This is a genomic window from Microbacterium sp. GW823-FHT02G05 (genome assembly GCF_058797175.1).
The window spans coordinates 1,708,453-1,734,280 of the sequence record NZ_JBXAJK010000001.1 but is presented as its reverse complement, the minus strand read 5'-3'; the positions used below and the strand labels follow the sequence as shown (position 1 = coordinate 1,734,280).

Annotated in this window: 23 protein-coding genes; 6 read left to right on the top strand and 17 right to left on the bottom strand. The window is 67.1% G+C overall.

Features of this window, described 5'->3' with window-relative positions; genetic code table 11:
• Positions 1-416: 416 nt before the first annotated feature.
• Entirely contained in the window at positions 417-1,217 is an 801-nt protein-coding gene (locus AC1REM_RS08470) for a metallophosphoesterase (RefSeq protein WP_492514219.1), read from the top strand.
• Positions 1,218-1,289: 72 nt separating this feature from the next.
• Here AC1REM_RS08470 and AC1REM_RS08465 read toward each other — a convergent pair whose 3' ends face one another.
• The 5 genes from AC1REM_RS08465 to nrdH all read right to left on the bottom strand — a co-directional run bounded on the left by AC1REM_RS08465 (position 1,290) and on the right by nrdH (position 6,166).
• On the bottom strand, positions 1,290-1,646 hold the full coding sequence (locus AC1REM_RS08465) for a sigma factor (protein WP_492514218.1): 357 nt from the start codon (positions 1,644-1,646) through the stop codon (positions 1,290-1,292).
• A gap of 678 nt (positions 1,647-2,324) precedes the next feature.
• A complete protein-coding gene (nrdF, locus tag AC1REM_RS08460) occupies positions 2,325-3,305 on the bottom strand; it encodes a class 1b ribonucleoside-diphosphate reductase subunit beta (protein WP_204939407.1) in 981 nt (326 codons plus the stop codon).
• A 33-nt stretch (positions 3,306-3,338) separates the two neighbouring features.
• Complete coding sequence (nrdE, locus tag AC1REM_RS08455; protein WP_492514217.1) at positions 3,339-5,498, bottom strand: class 1b ribonucleoside-diphosphate reductase subunit alpha; 2,160 nt, start codon at positions 5,496-5,498, stop codon at positions 3,339-3,341.
• Positions 5,480-5,914 carry a class Ib ribonucleoside-diphosphate reductase assembly flavoprotein NrdI gene (nrdI, locus tag AC1REM_RS08450; RefSeq protein ID WP_378787776.1) on the bottom strand — a complete coding sequence of 145 codons (435 nt, stop codon included), beginning with the start codon at positions 5,912-5,914 and terminating at the stop codon, positions 5,480-5,482. The genes nrdE and nrdI overlap by 19 nt, the downstream gene beginning before the upstream one ends.
• An 18-nt stretch (positions 5,915-5,932) precedes the next feature.
• Positions 5,933-6,166: a glutaredoxin-like protein NrdH gene (nrdH, locus tag AC1REM_RS08445; protein ID WP_204939404.1), complete on the bottom strand. Its 234-nt coding sequence runs from the start codon at positions 6,164-6,166 to the stop codon at positions 5,933-5,935.
• 398 nt (positions 6,167-6,564) lie between these two features.
• Between nrdH and AC1REM_RS08440 the strand changes: the two genes are divergently transcribed.
• Genes AC1REM_RS08440 through AC1REM_RS08430 form a run of 3 tightly spaced genes read left to right on the top strand, consistent with a single transcriptional unit; the run spans position 6,565 to position 9,839 of the window.
• On the top strand, positions 6,565-7,731 hold the full coding sequence (locus AC1REM_RS08440) for an MFS transporter (protein WP_492514482.1): 1,167 nt from the start codon (positions 6,565-6,567) through the stop codon (positions 7,729-7,731).
• Positions 7,728-8,639 (top strand): sugar kinase, encoded by a 912-nt coding sequence (locus AC1REM_RS08435; RefSeq protein WP_492514216.1) that lies wholly within the window; start codon positions 7,728-7,730, stop codon positions 8,637-8,639. The genes AC1REM_RS08440 and AC1REM_RS08435 overlap by 4 nt, the downstream gene beginning before the upstream one ends.
• An 18-nt stretch (positions 8,640-8,657) precedes the next feature.
• The gene (locus AC1REM_RS08430; protein ID WP_492514215.1) at positions 8,658-9,839 is read left to right on the top strand and encodes an acyl-CoA dehydrogenase family protein; all 1,182 of its coding nucleotides are present in this window, start codon (positions 8,658-8,660) and stop codon (positions 9,837-9,839) included.
• Positions 9,840-9,846: 7 nt separating this feature from the next.
• Here the strand turns inward: AC1REM_RS08430 and AC1REM_RS08425 are convergent, their stop codons facing one another.
• A complete protein-coding gene (locus tag AC1REM_RS08425; RefSeq protein ID WP_204939401.1) occupies positions 9,847-10,119 on the bottom strand; it encodes a metal-sensitive transcriptional regulator in 273 nt (90 codons plus the stop codon).
• Positions 10,120-10,180: 61 nt separating this feature from the next.
• On the opposite strand from AC1REM_RS08425, the gene AC1REM_RS08420 reads away from it, so the two are divergent.
• Positions 10,181-11,455, top strand: a complete 1,275-nt coding sequence (locus tag AC1REM_RS08420; protein ID WP_492514214.1) for a DUF445 domain-containing protein — start codon at positions 10,181-10,183, stop codon at positions 11,453-11,455.
• A gap of 5 nt (positions 11,456-11,460) precedes the next feature.
• Here AC1REM_RS08420 and AC1REM_RS08415 read toward each other — a convergent pair whose 3' ends face one another.
• From AC1REM_RS08415 to hutH, 5 genes are all read right to left on the bottom strand, one after another.
• Positions 11,461-12,786, bottom strand: coding sequence for a cryptochrome/photolyase family protein (locus tag AC1REM_RS08415; RefSeq protein WP_492514213.1), 1,326 nt, complete (start codon positions 12,784-12,786; stop codon positions 11,461-11,463).
• A 72-nt stretch (positions 12,787-12,858) separates the two neighbouring features.
• A complete protein-coding gene (locus AC1REM_RS08410) occupies positions 12,859-13,764 on the bottom strand; it encodes an arginase family protein (protein WP_492514212.1) in 906 nt (301 codons plus the stop codon).
• Positions 13,761-14,948, bottom strand: a complete 1,188-nt coding sequence (hutI, locus tag AC1REM_RS08405) for an imidazolonepropionase (protein WP_492514211.1) — start codon at positions 14,946-14,948, stop codon at positions 13,761-13,763. Before hutI ends, AC1REM_RS08410 begins: the two co-directional genes overlap by 4 nt.
• Complete coding sequence (gene hutU, locus AC1REM_RS08400) at positions 14,945-16,621, bottom strand: urocanate hydratase (protein ID WP_492514210.1); 1,677 nt, start codon at positions 16,619-16,621, stop codon at positions 14,945-14,947. The genes hutI and hutU overlap by 4 nt, the downstream gene beginning before the upstream one ends.
• Positions 16,614-18,155: a histidine ammonia-lyase gene (gene hutH, locus AC1REM_RS08395; RefSeq protein ID WP_492514209.1), complete on the bottom strand. Its 1,542-nt coding sequence runs from the start codon at positions 18,153-18,155 to the stop codon at positions 16,614-16,616. The genes hutU and hutH overlap by 8 nt, the downstream gene beginning before the upstream one ends.
• A gap of 52 nt (positions 18,156-18,207) precedes the next feature.
• Between hutH and AC1REM_RS08390 the strand changes: the two genes are divergently transcribed.
• Positions 18,208-19,077, top strand: a complete 870-nt coding sequence (locus AC1REM_RS08390) for an IclR family transcriptional regulator (protein WP_492514208.1) — start codon at positions 18,208-18,210, stop codon at positions 19,075-19,077.
• Here AC1REM_RS08390 and AC1REM_RS08385 read toward each other — a convergent pair.
• From AC1REM_RS08385 to AC1REM_RS08360, 6 genes are read right to left on the bottom strand one after another with little or no spacing between them, the layout of a single operon-like run.
• Positions 19,059-19,472, bottom strand: a complete 414-nt coding sequence (locus AC1REM_RS08385; RefSeq protein ID WP_492514207.1) for an SIP domain-containing protein — start codon at positions 19,470-19,472, stop codon at positions 19,059-19,061. The two genes, AC1REM_RS08390 and AC1REM_RS08385, sit on opposite strands and share 19 nt — an antisense overlap.
• Positions 19,473-19,509: 37 nt before the next feature.
• Positions 19,510-20,478: a LacI family DNA-binding transcriptional regulator gene (locus tag AC1REM_RS08380; RefSeq protein ID WP_492514206.1), complete on the bottom strand. Its 969-nt coding sequence runs from the start codon at positions 20,476-20,478 to the stop codon at positions 19,510-19,512.
• Positions 20,479-20,485: 7 nt separating this feature from the next.
• On the bottom strand, positions 20,486-21,298 hold the full coding sequence (locus tag AC1REM_RS08375) for a ribokinase (protein ID WP_492514205.1): 813 nt from the start codon (positions 21,296-21,298) through the stop codon (positions 20,486-20,488).
• Positions 21,295-22,260: a nucleoside hydrolase gene (locus AC1REM_RS08370; protein WP_492514204.1), complete on the bottom strand. Its 966-nt coding sequence runs from the start codon at positions 22,258-22,260 to the stop codon at positions 21,295-21,297. Before AC1REM_RS08370 ends, AC1REM_RS08375 begins: the two co-directional genes overlap by 4 nt.
• Positions 22,247-24,466, bottom strand: a complete 2,220-nt coding sequence (locus tag AC1REM_RS08365; protein ID WP_492514203.1) for an arylsulfatase — start codon at positions 24,464-24,466, stop codon at positions 22,247-22,249. Before AC1REM_RS08365 ends, AC1REM_RS08370 begins: the two co-directional genes overlap by 14 nt.
• The gene (locus tag AC1REM_RS08360) at positions 24,463-25,794 is read right to left on the bottom strand and encodes an MFS transporter (protein ID WP_492514202.1); all 1,332 of its coding nucleotides are present in this window, start codon (positions 25,792-25,794) and stop codon (positions 24,463-24,465) included. The genes AC1REM_RS08365 and AC1REM_RS08360 overlap by 4 nt, the downstream gene beginning before the upstream one ends.
• Positions 25,795-25,828: the final 34 nt, after the last annotated feature.

Genomic DNA, 25,828 nt, shown 5'->3' with positions numbered 1-25,828 from the left:
CCCACGTCGGGACGTGACCTCGAATCGGATGTCACGACGCCAGAATACGTCGAACACGTTCCACTCCACGCGTACCGGGCGCTCGACACCGATAGATCGCACACGACGTACTCCGCTAGCCGGCCGCAGACGTTGTTCGTCACTATGTCCGGGAGTGCGAACCGCCAGAAGTCGGCGACTGTTGCCTCAGGTCCGAGCTCGTCCTCGCTGAGCGGATCTAGCGGAGGAGGCTCGACCGTCGTCATGCCGTGAGCAAAGATCTGACTGGTCTGGGCACCGCTCGTCAGCGTGTGACATGCGCGCCGGCCCTGCGCGGGTGGCGGGTGCTCGTTGGTCATGACGAGTATGCGACCCGTATTTGCTCTTGCAGGATGCTGCAGCCCGGTGTCTAGTGAATGTATGGATCGGATAGAGACGTGAGAGCTCTCGAGCACGCCAGCAGCATCGACCTTCCAGATCAGCGGGTCGCCGTATGTGGCGACTGGCACGGCAACGAGGCCTGGGTTCGCCTGCTTGGCCGGGCGCTGCCGGTGCTTGCCCCCGACGTGACGACAATCCTCCAACTTGGCGATTGGTGGATGGACCCCGCTGCCATAGACGAAGCATTCGCCGGGTCGGGCATCACAGCAATCTACGTCACCCTCGGAAACCACGAGCCATGGGGACAGATCACACCGATCCTGGGTGACACTGCCGTACGCGTCTCCAACACCACCTGGTTGCTATCCCGGCCGGCGCGCCTACGCATCGGCGGACGCAGCGCACTCTCCCTGAGCGGTGCAACATCGATCGACAAGTCCCGGAGAGCGGGCGGTGTGAACTGGTGGCCGGATGAAGACATCACCGACGAGCAGGTCTCCGAGGCCATCGCAGGCGGGCCTGCTGACCTCATGCTCACTCACGACTCCCCCGCCCGCACTCCCGTCCGCGCAGTACGGGAGGCATTGCGAACCAACCCGATGCGTCTCCCGGCTGACGCACTGAAAGAATCTGCGGCCTCGCGCGCCCGCGTCGCCGAGGTTTGGGATAGCACCCGCCCCGAGCTCCTCCTACACGGGCACATACATGTACCCGGAGGAGGCATCGCAGACGATGGACGACGAGTCGCGAGCCTCGGCAAGGACATGCAGCAAGGCAGCCTCGCAATCCTCGACATGCGAACACTCACCATGCAGACACCCGCACTCCAAGAAATCCGCGACGCGGCAGAACGATGACGACAAGGATCCACGGCTGCGCTCATCCGGCACGTTGACTAAGCGGGCGCACGCCACTCCGGGGAGAAAATCTCAGCTGGCGTCGAGAAGACGACATCGAACTACCCGGAAGCTCCGGAGCGTTGAGAGCCAGCCCTGCCTGCGGTCGCCAAGGTCTTGATGGCGCACCTTGTCGGCGAGAGCCAAGAGGCGCCGACCCCGCGAGTGATTCAACAGCGTCCCTCGCGCGAGACCGAACAGCCACATTCTGGCTTCGGTCGCGTCGTCCGGCAGGTCCTCGACCCGTCGCCACGCGATCAGGAGAGTCTCGCCGAAGAGATCCGGAGCATCGTCCGTGCCGACTCGTCGGTGCAGGAATCGCAGCAGGTCCGCATTCGAATCGCGCAGCGTCGTGGTCAACAGCCGCTTCTTGCGATTGGTCGAGGTCACGGGGCAACGGCCTCGCACTGCATATGCTGGTCGCCGCCGAAGCCGAACACCACGCCGGCCTCGTTCGCCTGCTGGCGTATTTCTTCGCGTATCGCTACCCAGTGCGCGGTCGCATAGAGATCGTCTTGGGACGGTGTTACGCCGGGCCCGGGGACCTCCCATTGACCTTCGTCCCCCAACATCTGGATGATCGCCTGAGGATCGGCGCGGATCTGGTCCAGGGCGCCTCACCCCGGATCAGACTTCATCCGCCGTGAACCATGCTTCTCGGCATCCCAAATGCCGTTCTTGCGCTGTGTACAGCCGCACGCCGAGAGACTCTTCCAACAACACCATCGTTCGCAGGTGAGGCCATGCTGCACCGGAAAGAACTCTTCGCAGAGAAGCCTCTTCAACTCCCGCACGCGCAGCTACGCTCCGGATGCTCGACTCCCCCATCGCTGCACGGAGGTTCACCACGAAACGGCGCGCTGCCTCGCCTGCGGGATCCGAAGAGGGTTCGTCTGGCCATGAGGTGGTGAGATCCCTGGGAGTGGGGTGCGGCTTGTTGGGCATAGGACCCTGCACCCCACTCTCAATGGTTTCTTGCGCCAACTACGGAATCTGCGCCAACTCCTGTGATGTGTGCCAACTTCAACGTGGTGTGGCGCCACAATGTGTGACGCCGCACATCTGGACTCAGAAGTCCCAGTCGTCGTCTTCCGTGGCCTCGGCCTTGCCGATGACGTACGACGAGCCCGACCCGGAGAAGAAATCGTGGTTCTCGTCTGCGTTCGGCGAGAGCGCCGACAGGATCGCCGGGTTCACGTTCGTGACCGTCGAGGGGAACATCGCCTCGTAGCCGAGGTTCATGAGCGCCTTGTTGGCGTTGTAGTGCAGGAACTTCTTGACGTCCTCGGTCAGCCCAACGCCGTCGTAGAGGTCCTGCGTGTACTGCACCTCGTTGTCGTAGAGCTCGAACAGCAGGTTGAAGGTGTAGTCCTTCAGCTCCTGGCGACGCTCTTCGGTCTCGTTCTCCAGCGCACGCTGGAACTTGTACCCGATGTAGTAGCCGTGCACGGCCTCGTCACGGATGATGAGGCGGATGAGGTCGGCCGTGTTCGTGAGCTTCGCCTTCGACGACCAGTAGATCGGCAGATAGAAGCCCGAGTAGAACAGGAACGACTCCAGCAGGGTCGAGGCGACCTTGCGCTTGAGCGGGTCGTCGCCACGGTAGTAGTCGACGATGATCTGCGCCTTCTTCTGCAGATACGGGTTCTCTACCGACCAGCGGAACGCCTCGTCGATCTCCTTCGTCGAGCACAACGTCGAGAAGATCGACGAGTAGCTCTTCGCGTGCACCGACTCCATGAAGGCGATGTTCGTGAGAACGGCCTCCTCGTGCGGGGTGACCGCATCCGGAATCAGCGATACCGCACCGACCGTGCCCTGAATGGTGTCGAGCAGGGTGAGCCCGGTGAAGACGCGCATCGTCATGAGCTTCTCGTCTTCGGTGAGCGTCTGCCACGACTGGATGTCGTTCGACAGCGGCACCTTCTCGGGCAGCCAGAAGTTGTTCACCAGACGGTTCCAGACCTCAAGGTCCTTGTCGTCCTGGATGCGGTTCCAGTTGATCGCCTGCACGTGATCGATCAGCGGCAGCTTCGGGGTAGGAGTCATCGTTTGTTCCTTGAATCAATCAGTGAGCGGCGATCACAGCATGCAGCTGACGCACTCGGTCATGTCGGTGCCCTCAAGGGCGAGCTGGCGCAGACGGATGTAGTAGATCGTCTTGATGCCCTTGCGCCATGCGTAGATCTGCGCCTTGTTGATGTCGCGCGTCGTGGCTGTGTCCTTGAAGAACAGCGTCAGCGACAGACCCTGGTCGACGTGCTGCGTCGCGGCGGCATACGTGTCGATGACCTTCTCGTAGCCGATCTCGTACGCGTCCTGGTAGTACTCCAGGTTGTCGTTCGTCATGAACGGCGCCGGGTAGTAGACGCGACCGAGCTTGCCTTCCTTGCGGATCTCGATCTTCGATGCGATCGGGTGGATCGACGACGTCGAGTTGTTGATGTACGAGATCGAGCCGGTCGGCGGCACCGCCTGCAGGTTCTGGTTGTAGATGCCGTGCTTCTGGATCGACGCCTTCAGCTCTTCCCAGTCCTGCTGGGTCGGGATGTGGTGCCCCGCGAAGAGCTCCTTGACCTTCTCGGTCTCGGGAACCCATGCCCGTTCGGTGTACTTGTCGAAGAACTCCCCCGACGCGTAGGTCGAGTCCTCGAAGCCCTCGAATGCGACGCCACGCTCGATGGCGATCTTGTTCGAGGCGCGCAGCGCGTGGAACAGCACCGTGTAGAAGTAGATGTTCGTGAAGTCCAGGCCCTCTTCCGAACCGTAGAACACACGCTCGCGAGCGAGGTAGCCGTGCAGGTTCATCTGGCCGAGACCGATCGCGTGCGTGCGGTCGTTGCCATCCTCGATCGAGCGCACCGAGCTGATGTGGCTCTGATTGCTGACCGCGGTCAGGCCGCGGATCGCGGTCTCGACCGTGGCGCCGAGGTTCTGCGCGTCCATCGCCAGGGCGATGTTCATCGAACCGAGGTTGCACGAGATGTCCTTGCCGATCTGGTCGTAGGACAGGTCGGTGTTGTACGTCGTCGGAGTGTTCACCTGCAGGATCTCACTGCAGAGGTTGGACATGTTGATGCGGCCCTTGATCGGGTTCGCCTTGTTCACCGTGTCCTCGAACATGATGTACGGGTAGCCCGACTCGAACTGGATCTCGGCAAGCGTCTGGAAGAACTCGCGCGCGTTGATCTTGGTCTTTTTGATGCGCGCATCGTCGACCATCTCGTGGTACTTCTCGGTCACCGAGATGTCGCCGAAGGGCACGCCGTAGACCTTCTCGACGTCGTACGGCGAGAACAGGTACATGTCCTCGCCCTTCTTGGCGAGCTCGAACGTGATGTCGGGAACGACGACGCCCAGCGAGAGCGTCTTGATGCGGATCTTCTCGTCCGCGTTCTCACGCTTGGTGTCGAGGAACTTCATGATGTCCGGGTGGTGCGCCGAGAGGTACACGGCCCCTGCACCCTGACGTGCGCCGAGCTGGTTGGCGTAGCTGAAGCTGTCTTCGAGGAGCTTCATGACGGGGATGATCCCCGACGACTGGTTCTCGATCTGCTTGATCGGCGCACCCGCCTCGCGGATGTTCGAGAGCAGCAGCGCCACGCCGCCGCCACGCTTGGACAGCTGCAGCGAGGAGTTGATGCCGCGCGAGATCGACTCCATGTTGTCTTCGATGCGCAGCAGGAAGCAGCTGACGAGCTCACCGCGCTGCGCCTTGCCGGAGTTGAGGAACGTCGGCGTCGCCGGCTGGAAGCGACCGGAGATGATCTCTTCGACCAGGTTGATGGCGAGCTGCTCGTCACCCGCGGCGAGACCGAGGGCGGTCATGACGACGCGGTCTTCGAAGCGCTCGAGGTAGCGCTTGCCGTCGAACGTCTTCAGCGTGTAGCTCGTGTAGTACTTGAACGCGCCGAGGAAGGTCTCGAAGCGGAACTTCTTCGAGTAGGCGAGGTCGTTGAGCTTCTGGATGAACTCGAACGAGTACTGCTCCAGCACTGCACCCTCGTAGTACTCCTTCTCAACGAGGTAGTCGAGCCGCTCCTTGAGCGAGTGGAAGAACACGGTGTTCTGGTTGACGTGCTGCAGGAAGTACTCCCGCGCGGCACGACGGTCGGCGTCGAACTGGATCTGTCCGTTCGCGTCGTACAGGTTCAGCATCGCGTTGAGGGCGTGGTAGTCCAGACCCTCATAGTTGGGGTTGATCTTGAACGCCACCGGGTCTGTCACTGTCGATTCCACCATCGTTCCAATCCGTCGCCTACGCGATCGACGTCTTCCTGTGTGCCGAATACTTCAAGCCGATACAAGTGAGGCACGTGGCACTTGCGGCTGATGATCTCTCCGGCGAGACAGAAGGAGTCGCCGAAGTTGGTGTTTCCGGTGGAGATGACTCCCCGGATGTGTCGGCGGTTGCGCTCATCGTTGAGGAACCGGATGACCTGCTTGGGTACAGCTCCCGTCTCGACGTTTCGCCCCAGTCCCCCGCCGTATGTCGGGGTGACGAGAACGAAAGGCTCCTCGATGAGGAGCTCTTCGTCGGTGCGGTACAGCGGAATACGTTCGGCGCGGAGGCCGAGCTTCTCGATGAAGCGCGCGGTATTACCCGAGATGCTCGAGAAGTAGACGAGCAGGGGAACGGCGGTCGTGACCGCACTCATCGCACACCCGCCGGCAGACTATGCGAGCCGCGATGCGAGCTCGTCGATCTTGTCGGGACGGAAGCCCGACCAGTGGTCCTCGTCGGTGATGACGACGGGTGCCTGCAGGTAGCCGAGAGCCTTGACCTGCTCGAGCGCTGCCGGGTCTTCCGACAGGTCGAGAATGTCGTACTCGATGCCCTTCGCGTCAAGCGCGCGGTAGGTCGCGTTGCACTGGACGCAGGACGGCTTCGTGTAGACGGTAATCGACATAATTGCGCCTCTTCTTCCCTTGAACCTGATGTTTCCCGGCAGGCCCCCCACCAGGACTTCAATACTACATATAGGGACGGACATTAGGGGCGACCACAAGGGGTAGTAGTTACATCTCTGTAGTTTTCCACCGCTTTCCACGGGTTCCCCCACAGGTTCTCCACGGTTTCATCCACAGCCGACACCACCCCGAAGGAGGTCGCGAAGCGCGGATTCCCGCGCCTCGGAACGACGGCATTCGGATCCATCCACAGATCGGACGCTACAGCCGACTTCGGACATTCCTCAGGGTGTGGAATCCGTGGTTCGGCGTGTCGTGGGCGTGTCGCTGCGAGTACCGTTGTCAGGTGGCCGCATCCGGATATCGCGAACTCCTGCGCACCCCCGGAGTGGGGCGCATCATCGCCGCACAGCTGACCGCCCGATTCCCCAGCGGGATGGCAAGTCTGGCGATCCTGCTGCACGTCGAGCACACGACGGGCTCTTACGGCGCGGCGGGTCTGGTCCTCGCCGCGACCAGCGTGGGTCAGGCGGTCGCCGGCCCCGTGACGAGCCGCTGGATGGGTCGGTGGGGCATGCGTCGAGTCCTCACGCTCACCCTGCTCGTCTGCGTGCTCGCCGTCACGGCTCTCGCACTCGCCCCGCTCCACCTCGCCGGGTACATGGCCCTCGGGCTCATCGCGGGGCTCTCCACTCCGCCCGTGCAGGCGGCGGTGCGCACCATCTATCCGAAGATGGTCAACTCCTCGCAGCTCACACCTCTCTTCTCTCTGGATGCATCGCTGCAGGAGATCATCTGGATCGTCGCCCCGGTCGTCATCACCTTCGTGTCCACGCAGGTGGGAACCGTGCAGGGTCTGCTCCTCGTCGCGACGATCCAGGTGCTGGGAGGCGCGTGGTTCATCCTCTCCCGCGAGGTCGGTCGTGTGCGCATCCCCCGCAGCCGACGGGGCTTCGGGGCTGTCGTCCTCAAGCCGCCGGTCATGCTGGCGACCGTCATCGGGTTTCTCCTGATCGGCGCCTGCGCCTCGGTCGAGGTCGGCGTCGTCGCGACCTTCGACCACGGCGGACTGGAGGCGGGCCTCGTCCTGGCCGTGTTCTCCGTCGGCAGTCTGGCCGGTGGTCTGGCCAGCGGCCGCGTGCCGATCGGGCCCTGGGCGATGGCCCGCCGCTTCGCGATCGTGACGGTCGGCCTCGCGCTCACGATGATCTCCCTCAACGTGTTCTGGCTGGGTGGATCGCTGCTGCTCGCCGGTCTCGGCGTGGCCCCCGCTCTCGCCGTCCTCTTCGCCATCACCACGGCGAGCGTGAAGTTCAGCGAGTCGGCCGAGGCCTTCGGCTGGGTGGGCACCGGACAGCTCATCGGGGCGGCAGCCGGATCCGCGACCGCCGGGTTCCTCATCGACCAGACCGGCGGTGCGCAGGGCGCATATCTCGCCGCAACGCTCTTCGCCGCCGTGGGGCTCCTGGTTTCGATAGTCTTCGTGCGGGCCTTCCCCGATCTTCGCGATCGGGATCCCAGTCCGATCCCCGATACAGAACCGGTCATCCTTCCTTCATCATGACGTCGTCGCCTGCTTCCGTTCCTGCCCCCGATCTGATCTGCGTTGGCGAGTGCATGGCACTCATCACCCCCACCGATGCCCCGCTCTCGAGCGCGCACACGGCGACGGTCGGCCTGGCGGGAGCAGAATCGAACGTCGCCGCGCAGGTCGCTGCGAACGGATACCGTGCGGTGTGGGCGTCTCGTCTGGGCGATGACCCGCTCGGCACGCGCGTGCTGTCCGAGTTGGAGGCGCGCGGCGTCGAGGCGTGGGCGGAGCGCGATTCCGACGCTCCGACCGGTGTCATGCTCAAGGATCCGGGTGCCGAGAGCTCTGATGTCTACTACTACCGCCGGGGCTCCGCTGCGTCGCGGATGACCGGCGGCTTCCTCTCGTCCGCGCAGCTCGCAGGCGTGCGCATCGTGCACACGACGGGCATCACTCCGGCGCTGTCGGTGTCCTGCGCCGAGATGACAGATCAGCTCTTCGCGGATGCTCGCGCCGCCGGCGCTCTCGTCTCCTTCGACGTGAACGACCGCCGCGCACTGTGGTCTCTGGACGAGGCGGCATCCGCACTCGCGCGCTACGCCAACGCCGCCGACCTCACCTTCGTCGGCCGCGACGAGGCCGAGCGCCTCTGGGGCACCGCGACAGCAGAAGACATCCGCCGCCATCTTCCCGACTGCGCGGTCCTCATCGTCAAGGACGGCGATGTGGGCGCGACGGCGTTCGTCGGTGCGGAGGCGCCGGTGTTCGTTCCGGCCCCCACGGTCGAGGTCGTGGAGCCCGTCGGCGCCGGTGACGCGTTCGCATCGGGTTTCCTCACTGCGACGCTGCAGGATCTCTCCTACGCCGAGCGCCTCTCCGCCGGCCACGCCGCCGCCGCGCGGGTTCTGGTCGTGCCGCACGACCTGCCTCCCCTGCGCTGACGGTCATAGGCTGGGGGCATGTCCGCTTCGGTCGCTGCCCCTGCCCCGTTCGATCCCACTTCCTTCCTTCCGGACGATCTGCTCGCCCGGATCCGCGAGCGCGCGCCGATCCACGACCGCGAGAACACGTTTCCGCAGCAGGACCTCGATGAACTGCGCGACGCGGGCTACCTTCGCATCCTCGTGCCGACCGAACGCGGCGGCGCGGGGCTGAGCCTCGCCCAGGCGGCGATCCTCCAGCAGCGCCTCGCAGGCGCCGCCCCCGCCACGGCGCTGGCGATCAACATGCACCTCGTGTGGACGGGCGTCGCCAAGGTCTTCTCCGATCGGGGTGTCCCCGGGATGGAGTTCATACAGGACGGCGCAGTCGCCGGCGAGGTCTTCGCATTCGGGATCAGCGAGGGCGGCAACGATCTCGTGCTCTTCGGCAGCGACACGGAGGCTGTGCCGCAGGCAGACGGCTCCTACGCATTCACGGGCCTGAAGATCTTCACCTCGCTGGCGCCCGTCTGGACGCGCCTGGGCCTGCACGGCCTCGACACCACGAGCTCGGATGCCCCGAAGCTCGTGTTCGGCTTCATCGACCGCACCGACGCGGTGGTGACCGGCGACGACTGGGACACCCTCGGCATGCGCGGCACGCAGAGCCGCACGACGCGCCTCAACGGCGCGGTCGCCCCCGCCGACCGCATCGTGCGCCGCATCGATCCGGGTCCCACCCCCGATCCGATCATCTTCGGAATCTTCTCGGTGTTCGAGATCCTGCTCGCCTCGGTGTACACCGGTATCGCGCAGCGTGCGCTGGAGCTGGCGGTCGAGACCGCGCAGAAGCGCCGATCGAAGAAGACCGGCAAGACCTACGCGCAGGACCCCGACATCCGCTGGCGGATCGCGGAGATGGGCCTCGCCGTCGATGCCCTGCCCCCGCAGATCGCCGCACTCGCGCGCGATGTCGACGAGCTCGTCGATCACGGCGCGCGCTGGTTCCCGCAGCTCGCCGGACTCAAGCACCGTGCCACGATGATGGCCAAGCAGGTGGCCGATGAGGCGATGCTCGTCGCCGGCGGAAGCTCGTACTTCTCTGCGCACGAGCTGTCGCGGATCTACCGCGATGTGCTGGCGGGCGCGTTCCATCCCTCCGACCCGGAGTCGGCGCACTCCACCGTCGCGAGCGCCCTGCTGGGACCGATCGAGGACTGAGTCGCGGCTACTTGCCCTGGAAGTCGAACGCCTTCATGAGTTCGGCGACCGCTTGGTCGCGGGTGTCTCCGCCGGCCTCGATCATGTGCGTCACGTGCGTACGAAGGTGATTCTCCAGCAGCAGGCGGTTGAGGGACTCGAGTGACTTCTGGATCGCGCGGGTCTGCGTGATGATGTCCATGCAGTACTCCTCGCCCTCGATCATGCGCGTGATTCCACGCAGCTGGCCTTCGAGGATGCTCGTCCGGTGCAGAGCACGCTTCTTGATGTCTTCGATCACCACTTGAGGCTACTCCCCCTGGCAGCAGGAATGCCGAGAACGAGCGTGGGAGGATAGCCGCATGCCGCGCACTCCTCTGGCACTGCTCTCTCCCGCCGATCAGGAGCGCCTGCGCGCGCTGCGCCGGATGAAGGCCGTCGCCCTGGGGGCGCTGCTCGTCATGGCGGGCGTGTTCGTCGTCGCATTCTGGCTGCAGGGCCAGCATCCGTGGCTCGGGTACGTGCGCGCCGCAGCCGAAGGCGGCATGGTCGGCGCCCTCGCGGACTGGTTCGCCGTCACCGCGCTGTTTCGGCGCCCGCTGGGGCTCCCGATTCCGCACACGGCCATCATCCCCACCCGCAAGGATGAGATCGGACGCAGCCTCGGCGAGTTCGTTGAGACGAACTTCCTCGCATCCGATGTCGTACGCACGAAGCTCGCGCAGACCGACATCGCGCGTCGTGCCGGCGAGTGGCTGCGGGAGGAGAAGCACGCGGAGCGGGTCGCTGCCGAAGGCGCGACGATCGCCACCGCCGTGCTGCACGCACTCAGCGACGATGAGGTGCGGGATCTCATCTCCGACCTCGCGCGGGAGCACCTGCTCACCCCGGAGTGGGGGCCTCCCGCGGGCGCGTGGCTCCGGACGATCGTCGACGCGGACGCCCACCACGGTGCCGTGGACCTCGCGGTCGACTCGATCGCCCACTGGCTCGACGCCAATGCGACCGCCTTCACCGGGCTCGTGTCGCGACGGCTACCAGGATGGGTGCCGAAGCTGGCGCACCGCTTCGTCGACGACACCGTCTATCACGAGGCCGTGAAGTTCGTCCAGGCGGTGCAGGCCGATCCGCACCATCCCGCCCGCAGGGCCCTCGACGGGTATCTGGCGCGCCTCGCGGACAACCTGCAGCACGACGCCGCCACGCGCGCGAGGCTCGAGAACGCGAAAGCCGCACTCTTCGACAGCCCTCGCGTCGGCGCTCTCGCCGCGGAAGCCTGGAACACCGCCAAGGCAGGGCTGCTCGCGGCTCTCGCAGCCCCTGAGAGCGGTCTGCGCCGGCGAGCGCGTCAGGCGCTCCAAGAGATCGGCGAGAGACTGACGACGGATGCCGCGTTGCAGACGCGCGTCGACACCTGGGTGTCCGATGCGGCGGTCTTCCTCGTCGACCGCTACCGCCACGACATCGCCTCGATCATCACCGACACCGTCGAGCGCTGGGACCCGGCCGAGACCACAGAGAAGATCGAGCTCATGGTCGGCCGCGACCTGCAGTACATCCGCCTCAACGGCACTGTCGTCGGCGCGCTGGCGGGGCTGGCGATCTTCGCCGTCGCCCATGCGATCATCCCGGTCTGAGACGGCTACCGAGGCAGCGAGTGGTACGCGTCCAGCGCCCGCGCCCTGGTCGCTCTCAGGTCGACGATCGGCGGCAGCATGGCACTGTCCGGTGCCCACAGCGCGACATAGCGCCCATCGGGGTCGAACTTCTTCTGCTGGAGTTCGGGGTTGAAGACGCGGAAGTACGGAGCAGCATCCGCGCCGCATCCTGCGACCCACTGCCAGTTGAAGGGGTTGCTCGCCTCGTCCGCGTCAACGAGCGTGTCCCAGAACCAGGCCTCCCCGATGCGCCAGTCGAGCAGCAGATTCTTGGTGAGGAATGATGCAGTGACCATGCGCACCCGGTTGTGCATCACCCCGGTCTGCCAGAGCTCGCGCATTCCGGCATCGACCAGCCCGAAACCGGTCCGCCCCTGCTGCCAGGCGGCGAGAGCGTCGTCGCCGTCCGCACGCCAGGGGAAACCGTCGAAGCGGTGGTTGATGTGATCACGGTGCAGGGGTCCGAGGTGGAAGGCGGTGTGCTTCGCAAACTCGCGCCAGCCCAACTCAGACAGGAACAGTCCCACATCTCCCGTGGCCCGCAGCGTCTGGTGCCAGACGGTGCGGGGGCTGATCTCTCCCCAGCGCAGGTGAGGGGAAAGCTCGGAGCAGTTCTGTTCGGCCGGGTAGTCCCGCTCGCCGTAGTGGGCCAGACGTTCTTCGAGGAACTCCTCGAGAGTGCGCTGCGCGGATACCTCGCCCGGTGTCCACCGTTCGGCGAGTCCTCCTGCCCAGTCCGGCGCGGCCGGCAGCAGCTCCCAGGAGTCGAGGCTCTCGCTGCGAGGCTGCGTGGACGCCGCGACGAGGACGGAAGGCGCAGGAAGCGGGAGCGCCGGAGCGGGAGCAGCCGTGCAGGCACGCCAGAAGGCGGAGTAGACCTTGTAGGCGCCGCCGTCCTGGGTGGCGATGGTCCACGGCTCGAACAGCACATCGCCGGAGAACGAGCCGACGTCGCAGCCGGTCTCTCGCAAGGCGATCTTGAGCGCGGCGTCATGGTGGCGTGCCTGTCCGTAACGGCGGTTCCAGAGCACGCGCGATGCACCGCTCTCACGCACGACCGCGGGCACGACCTGCTCTGCCGCCCCTCGCCGCAAGATGAGCGGCACATCGTGCTCGGCAAGCGCTGCGCGCAGTGCGGTGAGAGAGTGGTGCAGCCACCACGCCGCGGCACCTCCGAGGGCACGCACGTGCGCGGATTCGTCCTCCAAGACGAAGAGGGCCACGATGTCGTCGCCGCTTTCGGCGGCCGCGTGCAACGCGGCATGGTCCGTGATCCGCAGGTCGTCGCGAAACCACACAAGCGTCGTCATCACCCCATGCTAATCAGCACGGTGCAACGTCGATGAGCACGGTGCCCCGGGCTCCGCGCCCGGGACGAGGAGTCACCGCCGGGCGAGGCCCGCCAGCAGTTCGAGCACGCACAGGGCTGCGAGGCGCACGGTGCGTGCGTCGTCGGCATCGGCAGTGGCATCGACCTCGGCGATGTCAGCGCTCACGATCCGCTGATCCTCGGCGATCGCCCGCACGAGCGCACGCAGCTCCCATGCCTGCAGTCCACCCGGCACGCTCGCCGGGCAGCCCGGCGCGACAGCACGGTCGGCCGCATCCACATCGATGTCGAGGTGCACCCGTGCGTCGACGCCCGCCCCGGCGATCTCGACGGCCTCGGCAACGACATCCGTGACGCCGCGGCGACGCAGTTCGTCGAGCGTGATGACGCGGATGCCCCAGTCCGCGGCGCGCCGCGCGTACGCAGCCGAGTTCGCGAAGTCAGCGATACCGATCTGCACGATCCGCGTCGGATCGATCCGCTCGCCGTCCGGAGCGTCCTGCACGAGGCGGCGCACGGGTGATCCGTTGGAGACGCCGTCGCGCAGATCGAAATGCGCATCGATCGTGATGAGACCGGATGCACCGGCTCCCCGTGCCACCGGGTAGGTCAGCGAGTTGTCGCCGCCGAGGGCGATCACGAGGCCTGCGTCGTGCGCGAGAGACCGCACCCTGTCAGCGGTCACGGCGATCCCGTCCTCCCCGTCCGGGTCGGCGATGTCACCCGCATCCGTGACGCGCAGAGCCTCATTCAGATCGATGGCCGGCGGGCCCATGAGCGTCGCGCTGTAGCGCGGCAGCGCCTCGCGGATCGCCGTGGGCGTTGCATGCGCGCCGGTCGGCGAGAGCGACGAACGCCAGGTGGGAACGCCCAGCAGCACAGCATCCGCCCGCTCTCCCGGCGTATGCACGGGCCAGCCACCCGCGCGCGGCCAGAGCACGTCACGCGACAGACTCATGCGGCACCTCCTGCGGCGGCGCCGTGCGAGGAGACGCCGTCTTTCCAGACCTTCGCGACGAGCGGCACCCCGGGACGATAGGCGAGATGCACACGACTGGGCGCCTCCAGCATCGCGAGGTCCGCTCGCATCCCCGCAGCGATCACACCGATGCCGTCGCGTCGCAGGGCTCGCGCGCCGCCCGCCGTCGCCGCCCAGACGGCTTCGGACGGCGTCATGCCCATGTCGCGCACGGCGACCGCGATGCAGAAGGGCATCGACGAGGTGAAGCTCGATCCGGGGTTCGTATCGCAGGCGATCGCGACGGTGACGCCCGCATCGATCAGTCGTCGCGCATCGGGATACGGCTGGCGCGTCGAGAACTCGACGCCGGGCAGCAGGGTGAGCACCGTGTCGGAAGCGGCGAGCGCGGCGACATCCACATCGGTGAGGTACGTGCCGTGATCGATCGATGCCGCGCCCAGCTCGACCGCGAGCTGCACGCCTTCGCCGGGTCCGAGCTGGCTGGCGTGCACGCGGGGCACGAGTCCGCGGGCCATGCCCGCTTCGAGAACACGACGTGACTGCGGCACGGTGAAAGCGCCGGTCTCGCAGAACACGTCGATCCACTTGGCGTGCGGGGCACAGGCATCGAGCATGGGTCCCGTGACGAGGTCGACATACTCGTCCGCGCGGTCAGCGTACTCGGCGGGCACGACGTGTGCTCCGAGGTACGTGACCTCGGGAGTGACCTCGGCGGCGAGTCGCACGAGACGCTCCTCCGTCTCGACATCGAGCCCGTACCCGCTCTTGATCTCGACCGTCGTCGTGCCCTGCGCCCGCATCTCTGCGAGGAAGCCGTGGAGGCGCGCACGCAGTTCGTCATCGCTCGCGGCGCGCGTCGCGGCGACGGTCGAGCGGATGCCGCCCGCGGCATACTTCTGCCCCGCCATGCGCGCTTCGAACTCGGCGGCACGATCGCCACCGAACACGATGTGACTGTGACTGTCCACAAACCCGGGAATGACGGCTCTGCCCACGGCATCCACGACCTCATTGGCCGTGGGGGCCTCCGATGCCGAACCCACCCAGGCGATCCGCTCGCCGTCGATCAGCACCGCGGCGTCGTGCAGCGTGCCGAGCAGGTCGTCGCCGGTCGCGACGTTCGTCGTCAGCTCGCCGATGTTCGTGAGGAGGACGCTCATAGCATCGGCACCTTCAGACCGCGCTCGCGGGCGATGTCGCGCGCGTGCTCGTAGCCGGCATCCACGTGGCGCATGACGCCGGTGCCCGGATCGTTCGTGAGCACCCGTTCCAGCTTCTCTGCGGCGAGCGCTGTGCCATCCGCCACGGTCACCTGACCCGCGTGGATCGAGCGCCCGATGCCGACACCACCGCCGTGGTGCAGCGACACCCACGACGCACCCGACGCCGTGTTGAGCAGCGCGTTGAGCAACGGCCAGTCGGCGATCGCGTCGGAGCCGTCCTTCATCGCCTCCGTCTCCCGGTACGGGGATGCGACTGATCCCGAATCGAGGTGATCGCGGCCGATCACGATCGGCGCCTTGAGTTCTCCCGAGGCGACCATCTCGTTGAACCTCAGCCCCGCAAGGTGGCGTTCCTTGTAGCCGAGCCAGCAGATGCGGGCAGGCAGGCCCTCGAAGTGCACCTTCTCGCCGGCCTTCGCCAGCCACCGGTGCAAAGCGGCGTCCTCGGGGAAGAGCTCCGCGATCGCGCGGTCGGTCCTGTAGATGTCTTCGGGGTCCCCAGACAGCGCCGCCCAGCGGAACGGCCCACGGCCCTCTTCGAACTGGGGGCGGATGTACGCCGGCACGAAACCGGGGAACTCGAAAGCCCGGTCGAAGCCGCCGAGCTTCGCCTCCGCACGGATCGAGTTGCCGTAGTCGAAGACCGCCGCTCCCCCATCCTGGAAGGCGACCATCGCCGCGACGTGCGCTGCCATGGATTCCCGCGAGCGACGGGTGAACTCCTCCGGGTCGCGCTCGGCTTCCGCCTTCCAGTCGGCGACCGAGATGCCGATCGGCAGGTAGGCGAGCGGATCGTGGGCGCTGGTCTGATCGGTCACGATGTCGATCGGGACGCCCCGTCGCAGGAGCTCGGGGAACACTTCGGCCGCATTGCCGACGACGCCCATCGAGAGCGCCTCCCCGGCATCCTTGGCTGCAAGAACCCGCGCCACCGCCTCATCGAGCGAGGTCGTGTACTCGTCGAGGTAGCCGTGATCGACGCGGCGGGCGAGGCGGGTCTCGTCGACGTCGACGATCAGCACGGCGCCGTCGTTCATCGTCACCGCGAGCGGCTGGGCGCCGCCCATCCCTCCGGCGCCGCCGGTGAGCGTGAGGGTGCCGCGCAGCGACTCTCGTCCCAGCGACCGGGCGACGGCCGCGAAGGTCTCGTAGGTGCCCTGCAGAATGCCCTGCGTGCCGATATAGATCCACGAGCCCGCGGTCATCTGGCCGTACATCATGAGTCCAAGCTCCTCGAGCCTGCGGAACTCCGGCCAGCTCGCCCAGTCGCCCACGAGGTTCGAGTTCGCGATCAGCACCCGCGGCGCCCACTCGTGCGTGCGGAAGACGCCGACGGGCTTGCCCGACTGCACGAGCAGCGTCTCGTCGGGTTCGAGCTCGTCAAGCGTCCGCACGATCGCGTCGTACGCCTCCCAGCTGCGCGCCGCGCGTCCCGTGCCGCCGTACACGACGAGGTCCTCAGGGTGCTCGGCGACCTCGGCGTCGAGGTTGTTCATGAGCATCCGCTTGGCGGCCTCGGCACCCCAGCTCTTCGCGGTGCGCTCAGGGCCGCGGGCGGCGCGGATGCTGCGGCGATCGACGTTCTCAGGCAGCGTCGTCTTCTCAACCATGGATGTGCTCCTTTGCAACGCGGGCGACGGCGCCCGACAGAACGAGTTCGGTGACGGCTTCCATCTCCGGCGAGAGGAAGCGGTCGGGCCCGGGGCCCTCGGCGACGGTGCGCACGAGGTCGCGCACGGCACCCGTGGCGGGCCCGGCGACGAGCGGGGCGCGCAGGTCGAGGGCGCGAGCTCCGGTGAGGATCTCGATGGCCAGCACGCGGCCGAGGCCGTCGATCGCACGGCGCAGCTTGCGCGCAGCGGCCCATCCCATCGACACGTGGTCCTCCTGCATGGCGGAAGAGGGGATCGAGTCGACGGACGCGGGAGCCGCGAGCCGCTTGAGCTCGGAGACGATCCCGGCGGCGGCGTACTGGGCGATCATGAGGCCCGAGTCGACGCCGATCTCATGCGCGAGGAACGGCGGCAGTCCGTGGTTGCGGGCCGGGTCCATGGCGCGGTCGGTGCGGCGCTCCGAGACGGATGCCACGTCGGCGACCGAGATCGCGAGGAAGTCGAGAACCGCCGCGACGGGCGCTCCGTGGAAGTTGCCGTTCGACTGCACGCGACCGTCACTCGTGACCACCGGATTGTCGATGACCGAGGCGAGCTCGCGACCGGCGATCATCGCGGAGTGCGCCATCGTGTCGCGGGCGGCGCCGTGCACCTGCGGCGAGCAGCGCAGCGAGTAGGCGTCCTGCACCCGACCATCCTCCGGCCCCTTGTGGCTGGCGACCATCGGTGACGTGCCGAGGAAGGCGCGCAGGTTCGCAGCGCTCTCCCCCTGCCCGCTCTGCGGGCGCAGCGCCATGAGGTCGGCGGCGAAGACGGCGTCCGTGCCGAGCTGGCTCTCGATCGACATCGCCGCCGCCAGGTCGGCCGTCGTCAGCAGCATCTCCAGATCATGCAGCGCCAGCACGAGCATCCCGAGCATGCCGTCGGTGCCGTTGATGAGCGCGAGTCCCTCCTTTTCGAGCAGCACAAGAGGTTCGATGCCTGCGGCGGCGAGCGCGGCGGATGCCGGGATGAGAGCGCCGGACGCATCGCGCACGTCACCCTCGCCCATCGCGGCGAGTGCGATGTGTGCGAGCGGGGCAAGGTCTCCCGAGCAGCCGAGTGAGCCGTACTCGCGCACGACCGGCGTGATTCCCGCATTGAGCATGGCCGCGTAGGTCTCGACGACGAGCGGGCGCACTCCCGTGTGCCCGGAGGCGAGGGTCTGCAACCGCAGCAGCTGGAGCGCGCGCACGACCTCGGTCTCGACTTCGGCACCTGTGCCTGCGGCATGCGAGCGGATCAGGCTCGCCTGCAGCTGGTGACGACGCTCCGGGGCGATGAAGGTGGTCGCGAGCGCGCCGAATCCGGTCGAGACGCCGTAGTGCGGCACGGGGTCGACCGCGAGCGACTCGATCACGGCGCGCGCCTGAACGACGCGCGCGAGGGCGTCGGCGTCGAGCGAGACAGGGGCGTTGTGGCGAGCGACGGCGACGACGGCGGCGGGATGCAGCGGCGCGGCGCCGACGAGAACGGGAGCAACTTCGGTCATGGCTTCATTCCACCGTGGCGGCTTTCCCGCCAACAGGCATCCATGGCATTCTGTGTCTGTGATCCCAGACAACAGCGATGAGGGTGGGCCGGGTCGCCCGCAGGTGCCGGCAGCGGATCAGACCCTCCGCATCCTGCGCCATCTCGCGCGCCGCCCCGGCCCCGTCGCCGCGTCGACGCTCGCCCGAGAACTCGACATCCCGCGCTCGACCGTCTATCACCTCCTCGCGACGCTCGAGGCGCACGGTTTCGTCGTGCATCTCGCGCAGGAGCGGCGGTGGGGACTGGGCACGGCGGCGTTCGAACTGGCCGGCGGTTACGCACGGCAAGAGCCCCTCGCACGCCTGGGTCGGCCGCTTCTCGCAACCCTCGCCGACCGACTGGGCGAGAGCGCGCACCTCGCCGTCATGAGTGGCCGGGACGTGCTCTACATCGTCGAGGAGCGCGCGATGCGCCGCGCAGCGCTGGTCACCGACGTCGGCGTGCGCCTGCCCGCGCACCTGACGGCGACGGGCCGCGCGATGCTCGCCGTGCTTCCCCGCCCGCAGGTGCGCGCACTGTATCCGGATGCTTCTGCGTTCACCGTGCGCACGGGACGCGGCCCCACGCGCCCCTCAGAGCTGCGGGAGCTGCTGCGTGCCGTGCGTACAGCGGGACACGCTTCCGAAGACGGTGAGGTCACCGACGGCTTCTCCTCCGTCGGGGTCGCCGTGCACGACCACACCGGGTGGCCCGTCGCCGCGATCGCCGTGACCTGGGAGACTCCCGGTGACACGTCGACAGACAGCCGCGATGTGGCGGAGATCGTCACGGAGATGAAGGAGCGGGCCCGAGAGCTGGAGCGCAGCATCGGATCGGGTGCCGCAGGACAACGCTCGGACGTGTCGTTCCGCGCGCCCGGTCGTCAGCGGGGACTGTCGTAGTGCGGATGATGGACGTGCAGCATCGGCAGTCGCGCACGCAGGTCGCGATAGAGCAGGTCCACACGGCCGCTCGCCGTGCATCCGATCCAGATCACGTATGGATCTTCGGCGGCGTCGGCATCCGGCATCCACTCCTGCAGCCAGACATCGATGGCTCCCGCGGCCAGTGCCCCATGATCGTGAGCACTCCCATCTCGGCGCATTCGCGAATCACGCCGCAGCCAGGTGAGCGTCATGCCTTCCGGCATGGCCAGCGACGGAAGAGGCCTCGTTTCGTCGACCTCGATGTAGACCTGCCCGTAGGCGTCGACCGGCAGGCGGCGCAGGATCGTGTGGATCATGGCGATGTCACCCTCGTCGCCGACGAGCAGGAAATGGGTGCGATCTCTGACCATGCCACCAGCATGGCACAGTTAGGGCAGCCTTACCTAACTAAATGGGGAAGGAGTCTCGTCCGGTGTACACCGGACGGAGAACACGCGGTTCGACCTGCGTGCCGTCCAGCAGCGCTGCCATGAGCCGCACCATCTCGCGCCCCGTCTCCTCCGGAGGCACCGCGGACGTAGAGAAGGCTGGCGTGACATGGGCCGCCAACGGCACCTCTTCGCAGACGATGACCGGTAGCTGCCGACCGATCGCAGCGAGGGCCGACATGGCCCCGAGCGCCATCGGAATCGTCGTGACGACGAGCGCATCATGTTCAGGTCCGAGAGCGCGCACCGCTTCGGCCGCGTGCGAGAAGGAGTACCCCGCGTCGATGACGGTGGCCTCCCCCGCCCCGAGGACAAGCTGCCGACCGATCGGACCATGCCGGTCGCCAAGCAGCAGCACCGGATGCTGCGCACCCGCGGCGGCCAGCTTCTCGAGGGCCAGGCGGGGGGCCTCTGCGTGCTCTGTGCGGACGAAGGCAATGCCCTCGACGCCGAACTGCTCGACGCCCGTGACCACGGCAAGCCCCTGAGCGCGCGCATCCGCCACCGCGTCTGCCACAGCCGCGGTCGAGATGTCATCTGCGGTCGCGATGATCAGGCCATCCACCCCCTGTCGCGGCAGCTTGCGCAGCACCGACTCCAGCCGCGCTGTGCTGTGCCCGAGGTCGTAGAGCATCACTCCGAGCCCGCGCTCCTCTGCGGCTGCCGCAACCGCCTGGGCGAGACTGCCGTGGAATGGCTGCGAGATGTCACCGACGAGGAGCGCGATGACGCCAGTGCGGCCGCTGCGCAGACCCCGTGCAAAGCTGTTCGGCGCGTAGTTCAACGCCTCCGCCGCGTCCTGCACACGCTTCAACGTGTCGGGCGAGACTCGATCGGGCTCGTTGAGCACACGGGAGACCGTCGTCCGCGAGACTCCCGCGCGTCGCGCCACATCGAGGATCGTCGCGCTCTCGGAAGGCTTGCTCACGGTGCGATCATACTGAACGCCATTGCTGGGCACCGTGACGCAGGCAGGCCTCACTCGCCGCGGCGACGGCGTACTCCAAGGCATCCTGCCGCGTGCGCCCGCGTGCGAGCATCGCCGCCAGCGTGCCGGCGAAGCGATCCCCCGCCCCCGTCGTGTCGACCGGTTCGATACGAGGAGCTGCGGCGCTCAGGTCACCCCATCGCGCCCCAGCTCCCCCCGCAGTGATGCAGAGCGCACCCGCGGAGACGACATCGCCGAGCTGCTCGGCTTCGATCTCATTGACGATCACGACATCTGCGAGTGCGAGCACATCCGCACGCGACTCGCGCCAGGGCGAAGGGTTGATCAGCACCGTGGCGCCACAACGGGAGGCTCGCGCTGCGACTTCCGCGTTCACCGCGTCCGGCAGCTCGAACTGCAGCGAGACCACGTCGCCCTCGCGCAGGTCGAGGGCGTCGATCTGCGCTGCCCTCACCCGCCCGTTGGCACCCTCGACGACGATGATCGAGTTCTCGCCGCGATCGTCGACGACGACCGATGCCGCCCCTGTGCCGATGTCCGTGCACCGCTGGACGCCAGAGACGTCCACGCCGCCGGCCTGAAGGTGCCGCAGGTAGCGCGCGCCGTCGTCGCCGACCGCGCCGATGAAGAGCGTCTCCGCGCCGGCATCCGCCGCAGCAGCGGCCTGGTTTCCGCCTTTGCCGCCCGGGACACTCTGGGCACCGAGCGCATGCACCGTCTCGCCCGGCCGGGGGTGTCGGGCGACCCGCAGAACCGTGTCGATGTTGAGCGAGCCGACAACGATGACGCGCCCCATCATCGCACCGTGTCGAGGAACAGCCGTGCGTAGCGGTCGCCGTCCACCTCGAGCACTACGTCGATGTTGCCCCGTGCGTCCTTCGTGACCTCGCCGCCCGCTCCGAGCCCGGAGCGGAGATCCACGACCGTCTGCCCGCGTGTCTGCACATCGTGCAGGGCCACGGACACAGGGGCACGCCGCACCGTGACACCCGCGGGGTCGATGACGGCGCACACAGCGCCGGCATCGCCGATCGCGGCGCCGAAGGGATGCACGATACGCGCCTCGTCTTCCGTGACCTGCGCCAGGTGCCGAAGCAGCGCTCCCACCGTCGCACCCACCGGGTCCGATGCACCGTCGAACGAGGCGATCGTCTCGGCGTCGCAGCACACCCGATAGAAGGGCTCGAGCCCGTACATCGTGGTCGGCACTCCGCTGCGCACGACGATGTCGGCCGCCTCGGGATCGTGCCAGATGTTGAACTCGGCCGCGGCCGTCGCGTTGCCCGCTCCCACGGCCCCTCCCATGAACAGGATGCGCTCGATCTTGTTCATCACCTCGGGGTGCATCCGCAGCAACACGGCGATGTTGGTCAGCGGAGCGAGCGCGATGATGGTCAGAGGCTCATCGGCGTCCATGAGCGTACGGCGCAGAAGTTCTACTGCATGCACGGGCACGGGACTCATCGAGTGCGCGGGAAGCCGGAGATCGGCGATACCGTTCTCGCCATGAACGTAGCTGGCGTCGCGGGCGGGTTCGATGAGCGGCGCGCTCATCCCGGCGGCGACGGGGATGTCCTTCCCACCTGCGAGCGCGAGCACGCCCAGGGTGTTGTCCACGACCTGCGCGAGCGGCACGTTGCCGCCGACGCAGGTGACGGCCCGCACCTCGAGTGCCGGGTGCCGCACCGCGAGCAACAGAGCGAGGGCGTCGTCGATCCCGGTGTCGACGTCGAGGATGACGGGGATGCTATTCGCTGGCAAGGAGAACCTCCGCGTACTCGGCGGCATCGTCGGCCGCCGGATGCACGATCATGTCGATCCGGTCCAGGATGCGCGCGGGCAGAGCGAACGGCGCTGCCACACGCGAGCTGAACGTGCTGTTGGGGATGTGTGCGACATCGAGTCCCCAGAAGGAGAGGTGGCTCGAGTACCGCGGGATCCGTGCGTCGCCGACGGCCGCACCGTCGATGAAGAGCTGCACCGTCACGGAGCCGTCATCCTCGGTGCGAAGTCGGAAGGCGAGCTCCGACACCGGTGACTCGGGAAGCTCGGCGCGCACGAGCACGGTTTCACCGAGATGTCCGTGCTCGAAGCACAGGGCGCCGTCCTGCAGCGAGAACAGGTAACCCCCCTGCGCGTTTCCGCTGGAGAGCAGCGTGCCGTTCACAGAGCGGGCGAGAGGCGAGACGTGCGCGGTGACGTCGATGTTCCGGTTGGATCCGGTGATCGCGCTCGGATACGGGACGTGAGACTGCCCGGGGCGCAGCGTGATGTGCGTCTGCGCGAACAGCCCGATGGGACCGCGCTCCTCGATCAGTTCGCGCAGAGGACGGTCGTCCAGTGGGAAGACATCGTTACGACCTGCTTCGCGCCACCACAGCTGCTGCAGCATCTGCAGTCGCTCGGGATGCTCCGCCGCGACGTCCCGCGACTCGGAGAAGTCTGACCGCGTGTCGTACAGGCGCCAGGCATCCGCCTCGTAGGGCACCCCGGCCACGTGCGCGGTCACCGCCTTCCAGCCGTCGTTCCAGATCGCCCGGTGCCCGAGCGTCTCCCAGTACTGCGTCTCGCGACCGGCGACAGCAGTCGGGTCGGTCATCCCTGCCGCGACGCTCTCGCCGTCGACACCGCGCTCCGGTGCCACGCCGAGCATCTCCAGCAGCGTGGGGGTGACGTCGACGGCGTGCACGAACTGCTCCCGCACGCCGCGCATGGCTTCGCCCGCTCTCGGCCAGGAGACGATGAGCGGCGAGCGCACACCACCGAGGTCGACGAACTGCTTGTAGTGGCGGAAGGGGGTGTTGCCCGCCATCGCCCAGCCCTCCGGGTAGTGCGCACCCCCGGTGAGCGAGCCCAGCTCGTCGAGCAGCGGAATCTGCTCTGCGGGCGCGCGGCGCACTCCGCTGTAGGGGGCGTTCGTGTCGACATCGCCGGTGGGGCCGCCTTCGCGGCTTGCGCCGTTGTCTGAGAGCACCAGCACGATCGTGTCGTCGGCGACGCCGAGCTCGTCGAGCGCGGCGAGCACACGTCCGAGCTGCGCATCCGCGTGCTCCAGGAATCCGGCGAACGCCGCCTGGAGGTATGTGTAGACGTGCTTCTGCTCGTCATCCAGTTCATCCCAGGGCAGGACGCCGTCGTTGCGCTCGGCCAGGTTCGTGCCTTCGGGAACGATACCCATGTCGATCTGCCGCTGGAGGCGATCGATACGCGTCTGGTCCCAGCCCTTCGTGAAGACCTCGACGTACTTGTCGATATACTCACGCGGCGCTTGGAACGGTGCGTGTGTAGCGCCCGTCGCGAACTGCAGGAAGAACGGCGCATCGGGGCGGAACGTCGTGTGATCGGTGACGAGGCGGATCGCCTGGTCGGCGAGGTCCTCGCTGAGGTGGTATCCCTCACGCTGCGGCACCGGAATCGCGTGATTGTCCGCGTAGAGCTCGGGCTCATACTGGTCGACACACCCGTCGAGGAAACCGTAGTAGCGGTCGAATCCGCGGGCGAGCGGCCAGTTGTGGTGCGGGCCCGCAGGAGTGATCTCGTGCAGAGGTGCGAGGTGCCACTTGCCCACGAGGTACGACGCATAGCCGTTCTCCCCGAGGATCTGCGGCAGCAGGCGCACGTCGTCGCGGATGCTCCCGCGGGAGTTCGGGAAGCCGGTGTCGGTGTCGGCGAGGAAGCGCATGCCGATCGAGTGGTGGTTCCGACCGCTGAGCAGTGCCGCACGGGTGGGTGAGCACAACGGCGTCACGTGGAAGCGGGTGAAGCGTACGCCGCCTTGCGCCAGGCCATCCAGGGTGGGCGTGTGGATCTCTGAGCCGTAGCATCCGAGATCGCTCCAGCCGGTGTCGTCGAGGATGACCATGACGACGTTGGGCTTCTTCGTGCCGTTCGTGGAGGGCCACCACGGCGTCGACTCGGCGACCGTGGTGCGGACGGTGCCTTCGAAGGGCGGGGTGAACGCGCTCATGCGGCATCCGCTCCGATCGTCGTGCGCGCCGCGCGGGGCTGCATCTTGACGGTGCTCGTGGCGATCAGCGCGGCGATCGCGATGACCAGCATGTAGAGCGACACCGACCAGGTGGCGCCGTCGGTGGCACCTGTGAGCGCCTGCGCGATCAGGGGGCCGAAACCACCACCGAAGACCGTGCCGATCTGGAAGCCGAGCGACATGCCCGAGTAGCGCACCTCTGCGGGGAAGAACGCGGCGAACAGCGTCGCCTGGCCCGAGAACAGCCAGCCGACCAGGATGCCGCCGACACCCATGGCGATGAACAGACCGACGACGGTCTCCGTGCCGATCAGCAGGAACATGGGGAACGCCCAGAGCGCGAGCCCCACCAGACCCATCATCACGACGCGCTTCTGACCGATGCGATCACCCAGCATGCCGGCGAGCGGCGTGGTGATGAGGTTCATGACGGAGGAGAAGATGTTGGCCAGCAGCACGATGGTGGGGTTCATGCCGAGCACGCCCGACGCGTAGCCCAGGATGAAAACACCCTGGATGAGACCGAGCGTCGTGTCGCTCATGTGGATGAGGATGGCGGTGACGATCTGCTTGGGGTACGTGCGGATCGCCTGCCAGACCGGCTGCTTGACCTTGGTGCCGGTCTTCTTGATCATGTCGAACTCCGGGGATTCTGCGACCTTGAAGCGCAGGAAGAGGCCGACGAGCAGCAGCAGAGCGCTCGCGAGGAACGGGATGCGCCAGCCCCAGCTGAGCAGCTGCTCCTGAGTGAGCGTCGCGGTGAGAAGCGCCACACTTCCCGACGAGAGGATCACACCGACCGGCGCGCCGGCCTGAACCAGGCTTCCGTAGAGGCCCTTCTTGTGGGCCGGCGCGTGCTCGACAGCGAGCAGCGCTGCGCCACCCCATTCGCCGCCGATGCCGATCCCCTGCAGAATGCGCAGGAAGACCAGCAGCAGCGGAGCGGCGAGGCCGATCTGTGCATATGTCGGCAGCAGTCCGATGAGGACCGTGACGACGCCGGTGAGCAGGAACGTGAAAAGCAGCAGCGGCTTGCGTCCGATGCGGTCGCCGAAGTGCCCGAGCAGGATGCCGCCGAGTGGGCGCGCGACGAAGCCGACCGCGAAGCTGGCCAGCGACAGCAGCGTCGAGATGGCGGCGTTGTCGGAGGGGAAGAAGAGCTGACCGAACACGAGCGCCGACAGCGTCCCGTACACGAAGAAGTCGTAGTACTCGAGAATCGAGCCGATCGTGCTCGCGGCGACCGCTGTGCGAGCGGTGCGGGCGGAGCTTTGTTCCGCGGGTGCCGATATTGCCGTGCTGTTCATGGTTCTCCTCATCGAAAGTGAATCAGCAATTCAA

What these genes read in the sequence shown, in the direction of transcription:
- nrdE (WP_492514217.1), bottom strand. Translation starts at nt 5,498, where the DNA reads ATGGTGGAATCGACAGTGACAGACCCGGTGGCGTTCAAGATCAACCCC.
- AC1REM_RS08365 (WP_492514203.1), bottom strand. Translation starts at nt 24,466, where the DNA reads ATGAGCGCGTTCACCCCGCCCTTCGAAGGCACCGTCCGCACCACGGTC.
- AC1REM_RS08385 (WP_492514207.1), bottom strand. Translation starts at nt 19,472, where the DNA reads ATGGTCAGAGATCGCACCCATTTCCTGCTCGTCGGCGACGAGGGTGAC.
- AC1REM_RS08420 (WP_492514214.1), top strand. Translation starts at nt 10,181, where the DNA reads ATGCCGCGCACTCCTCTGGCACTGCTCTCTCCCGCCGATCAGGAGCGC.
- AC1REM_RS08410 (WP_492514212.1), bottom strand. Translation starts at nt 13,764, where the DNA reads ATGAGTCTGTCGCGTGACGTGCTCTGGCCGCGCGCGGGTGGCTGGCCC.
- nrdH (WP_204939404.1), bottom strand. Translation starts at nt 6,166, where the DNA reads ATGTCGATTACCGTCTACACGAAGCCGTCCTGCGTCCAGTGCAACGCG.
- nrdI (WP_378787776.1), bottom strand. Translation starts at nt 5,914, where the DNA reads ATGAGTGCGGTCACGACCGCCGTTCCCCTGCTCGTCTACTTCTCGAGC.
- AC1REM_RS08435 (WP_492514216.1), top strand. Translation starts at nt 7,728, where the DNA reads ATGACGTCGTCGCCTGCTTCCGTTCCTGCCCCCGATCTGATCTGCGTT.
- AC1REM_RS08375 (WP_492514205.1), bottom strand. Translation starts at nt 21,298, where the DNA reads ATGATGGGGCGCGTCATCGTTGTCGGCTCGCTCAACATCGACACGGTT.
- nrdF (WP_204939407.1), bottom strand. Translation starts at nt 3,305, where the DNA reads ATGACTCCTACCCCGAAGCTGCCGCTGATCGATCACGTGCAGGCGATC.
- AC1REM_RS08360 (WP_492514202.1), bottom strand. Translation starts at nt 25,794, where the DNA reads ATGAACAGCACGGCAATATCGGCACCCGCGGAACAAAGCTCCGCCCGC.
- hutI (WP_492514211.1), bottom strand. Translation starts at nt 14,948, where the DNA reads ATGAGCGTCCTCCTCACGAACATCGGCGAGCTGACGACGAACGTCGCG.
- hutU (WP_492514210.1), bottom strand. Translation starts at nt 16,621, where the DNA reads ATGGTTGAGAAGACGACGCTGCCTGAGAACGTCGATCGCCGCAGCATC.
- hutH (WP_492514209.1), bottom strand. Translation starts at nt 18,155, where the DNA reads ATGACCGAAGTTGCTCCCGTTCTCGTCGGCGCCGCGCCGCTGCATCCC.
- AC1REM_RS08430 (WP_492514215.1), top strand. Translation starts at nt 8,658, where the DNA reads ATGTCCGCTTCGGTCGCTGCCCCTGCCCCGTTCGATCCCACTTCCTTC.
- AC1REM_RS08415 (WP_492514213.1), bottom strand. Translation starts at nt 12,786, where the DNA reads ATGACGACGCTTGTGTGGTTTCGCGACGACCTGCGGATCACGGACCAT.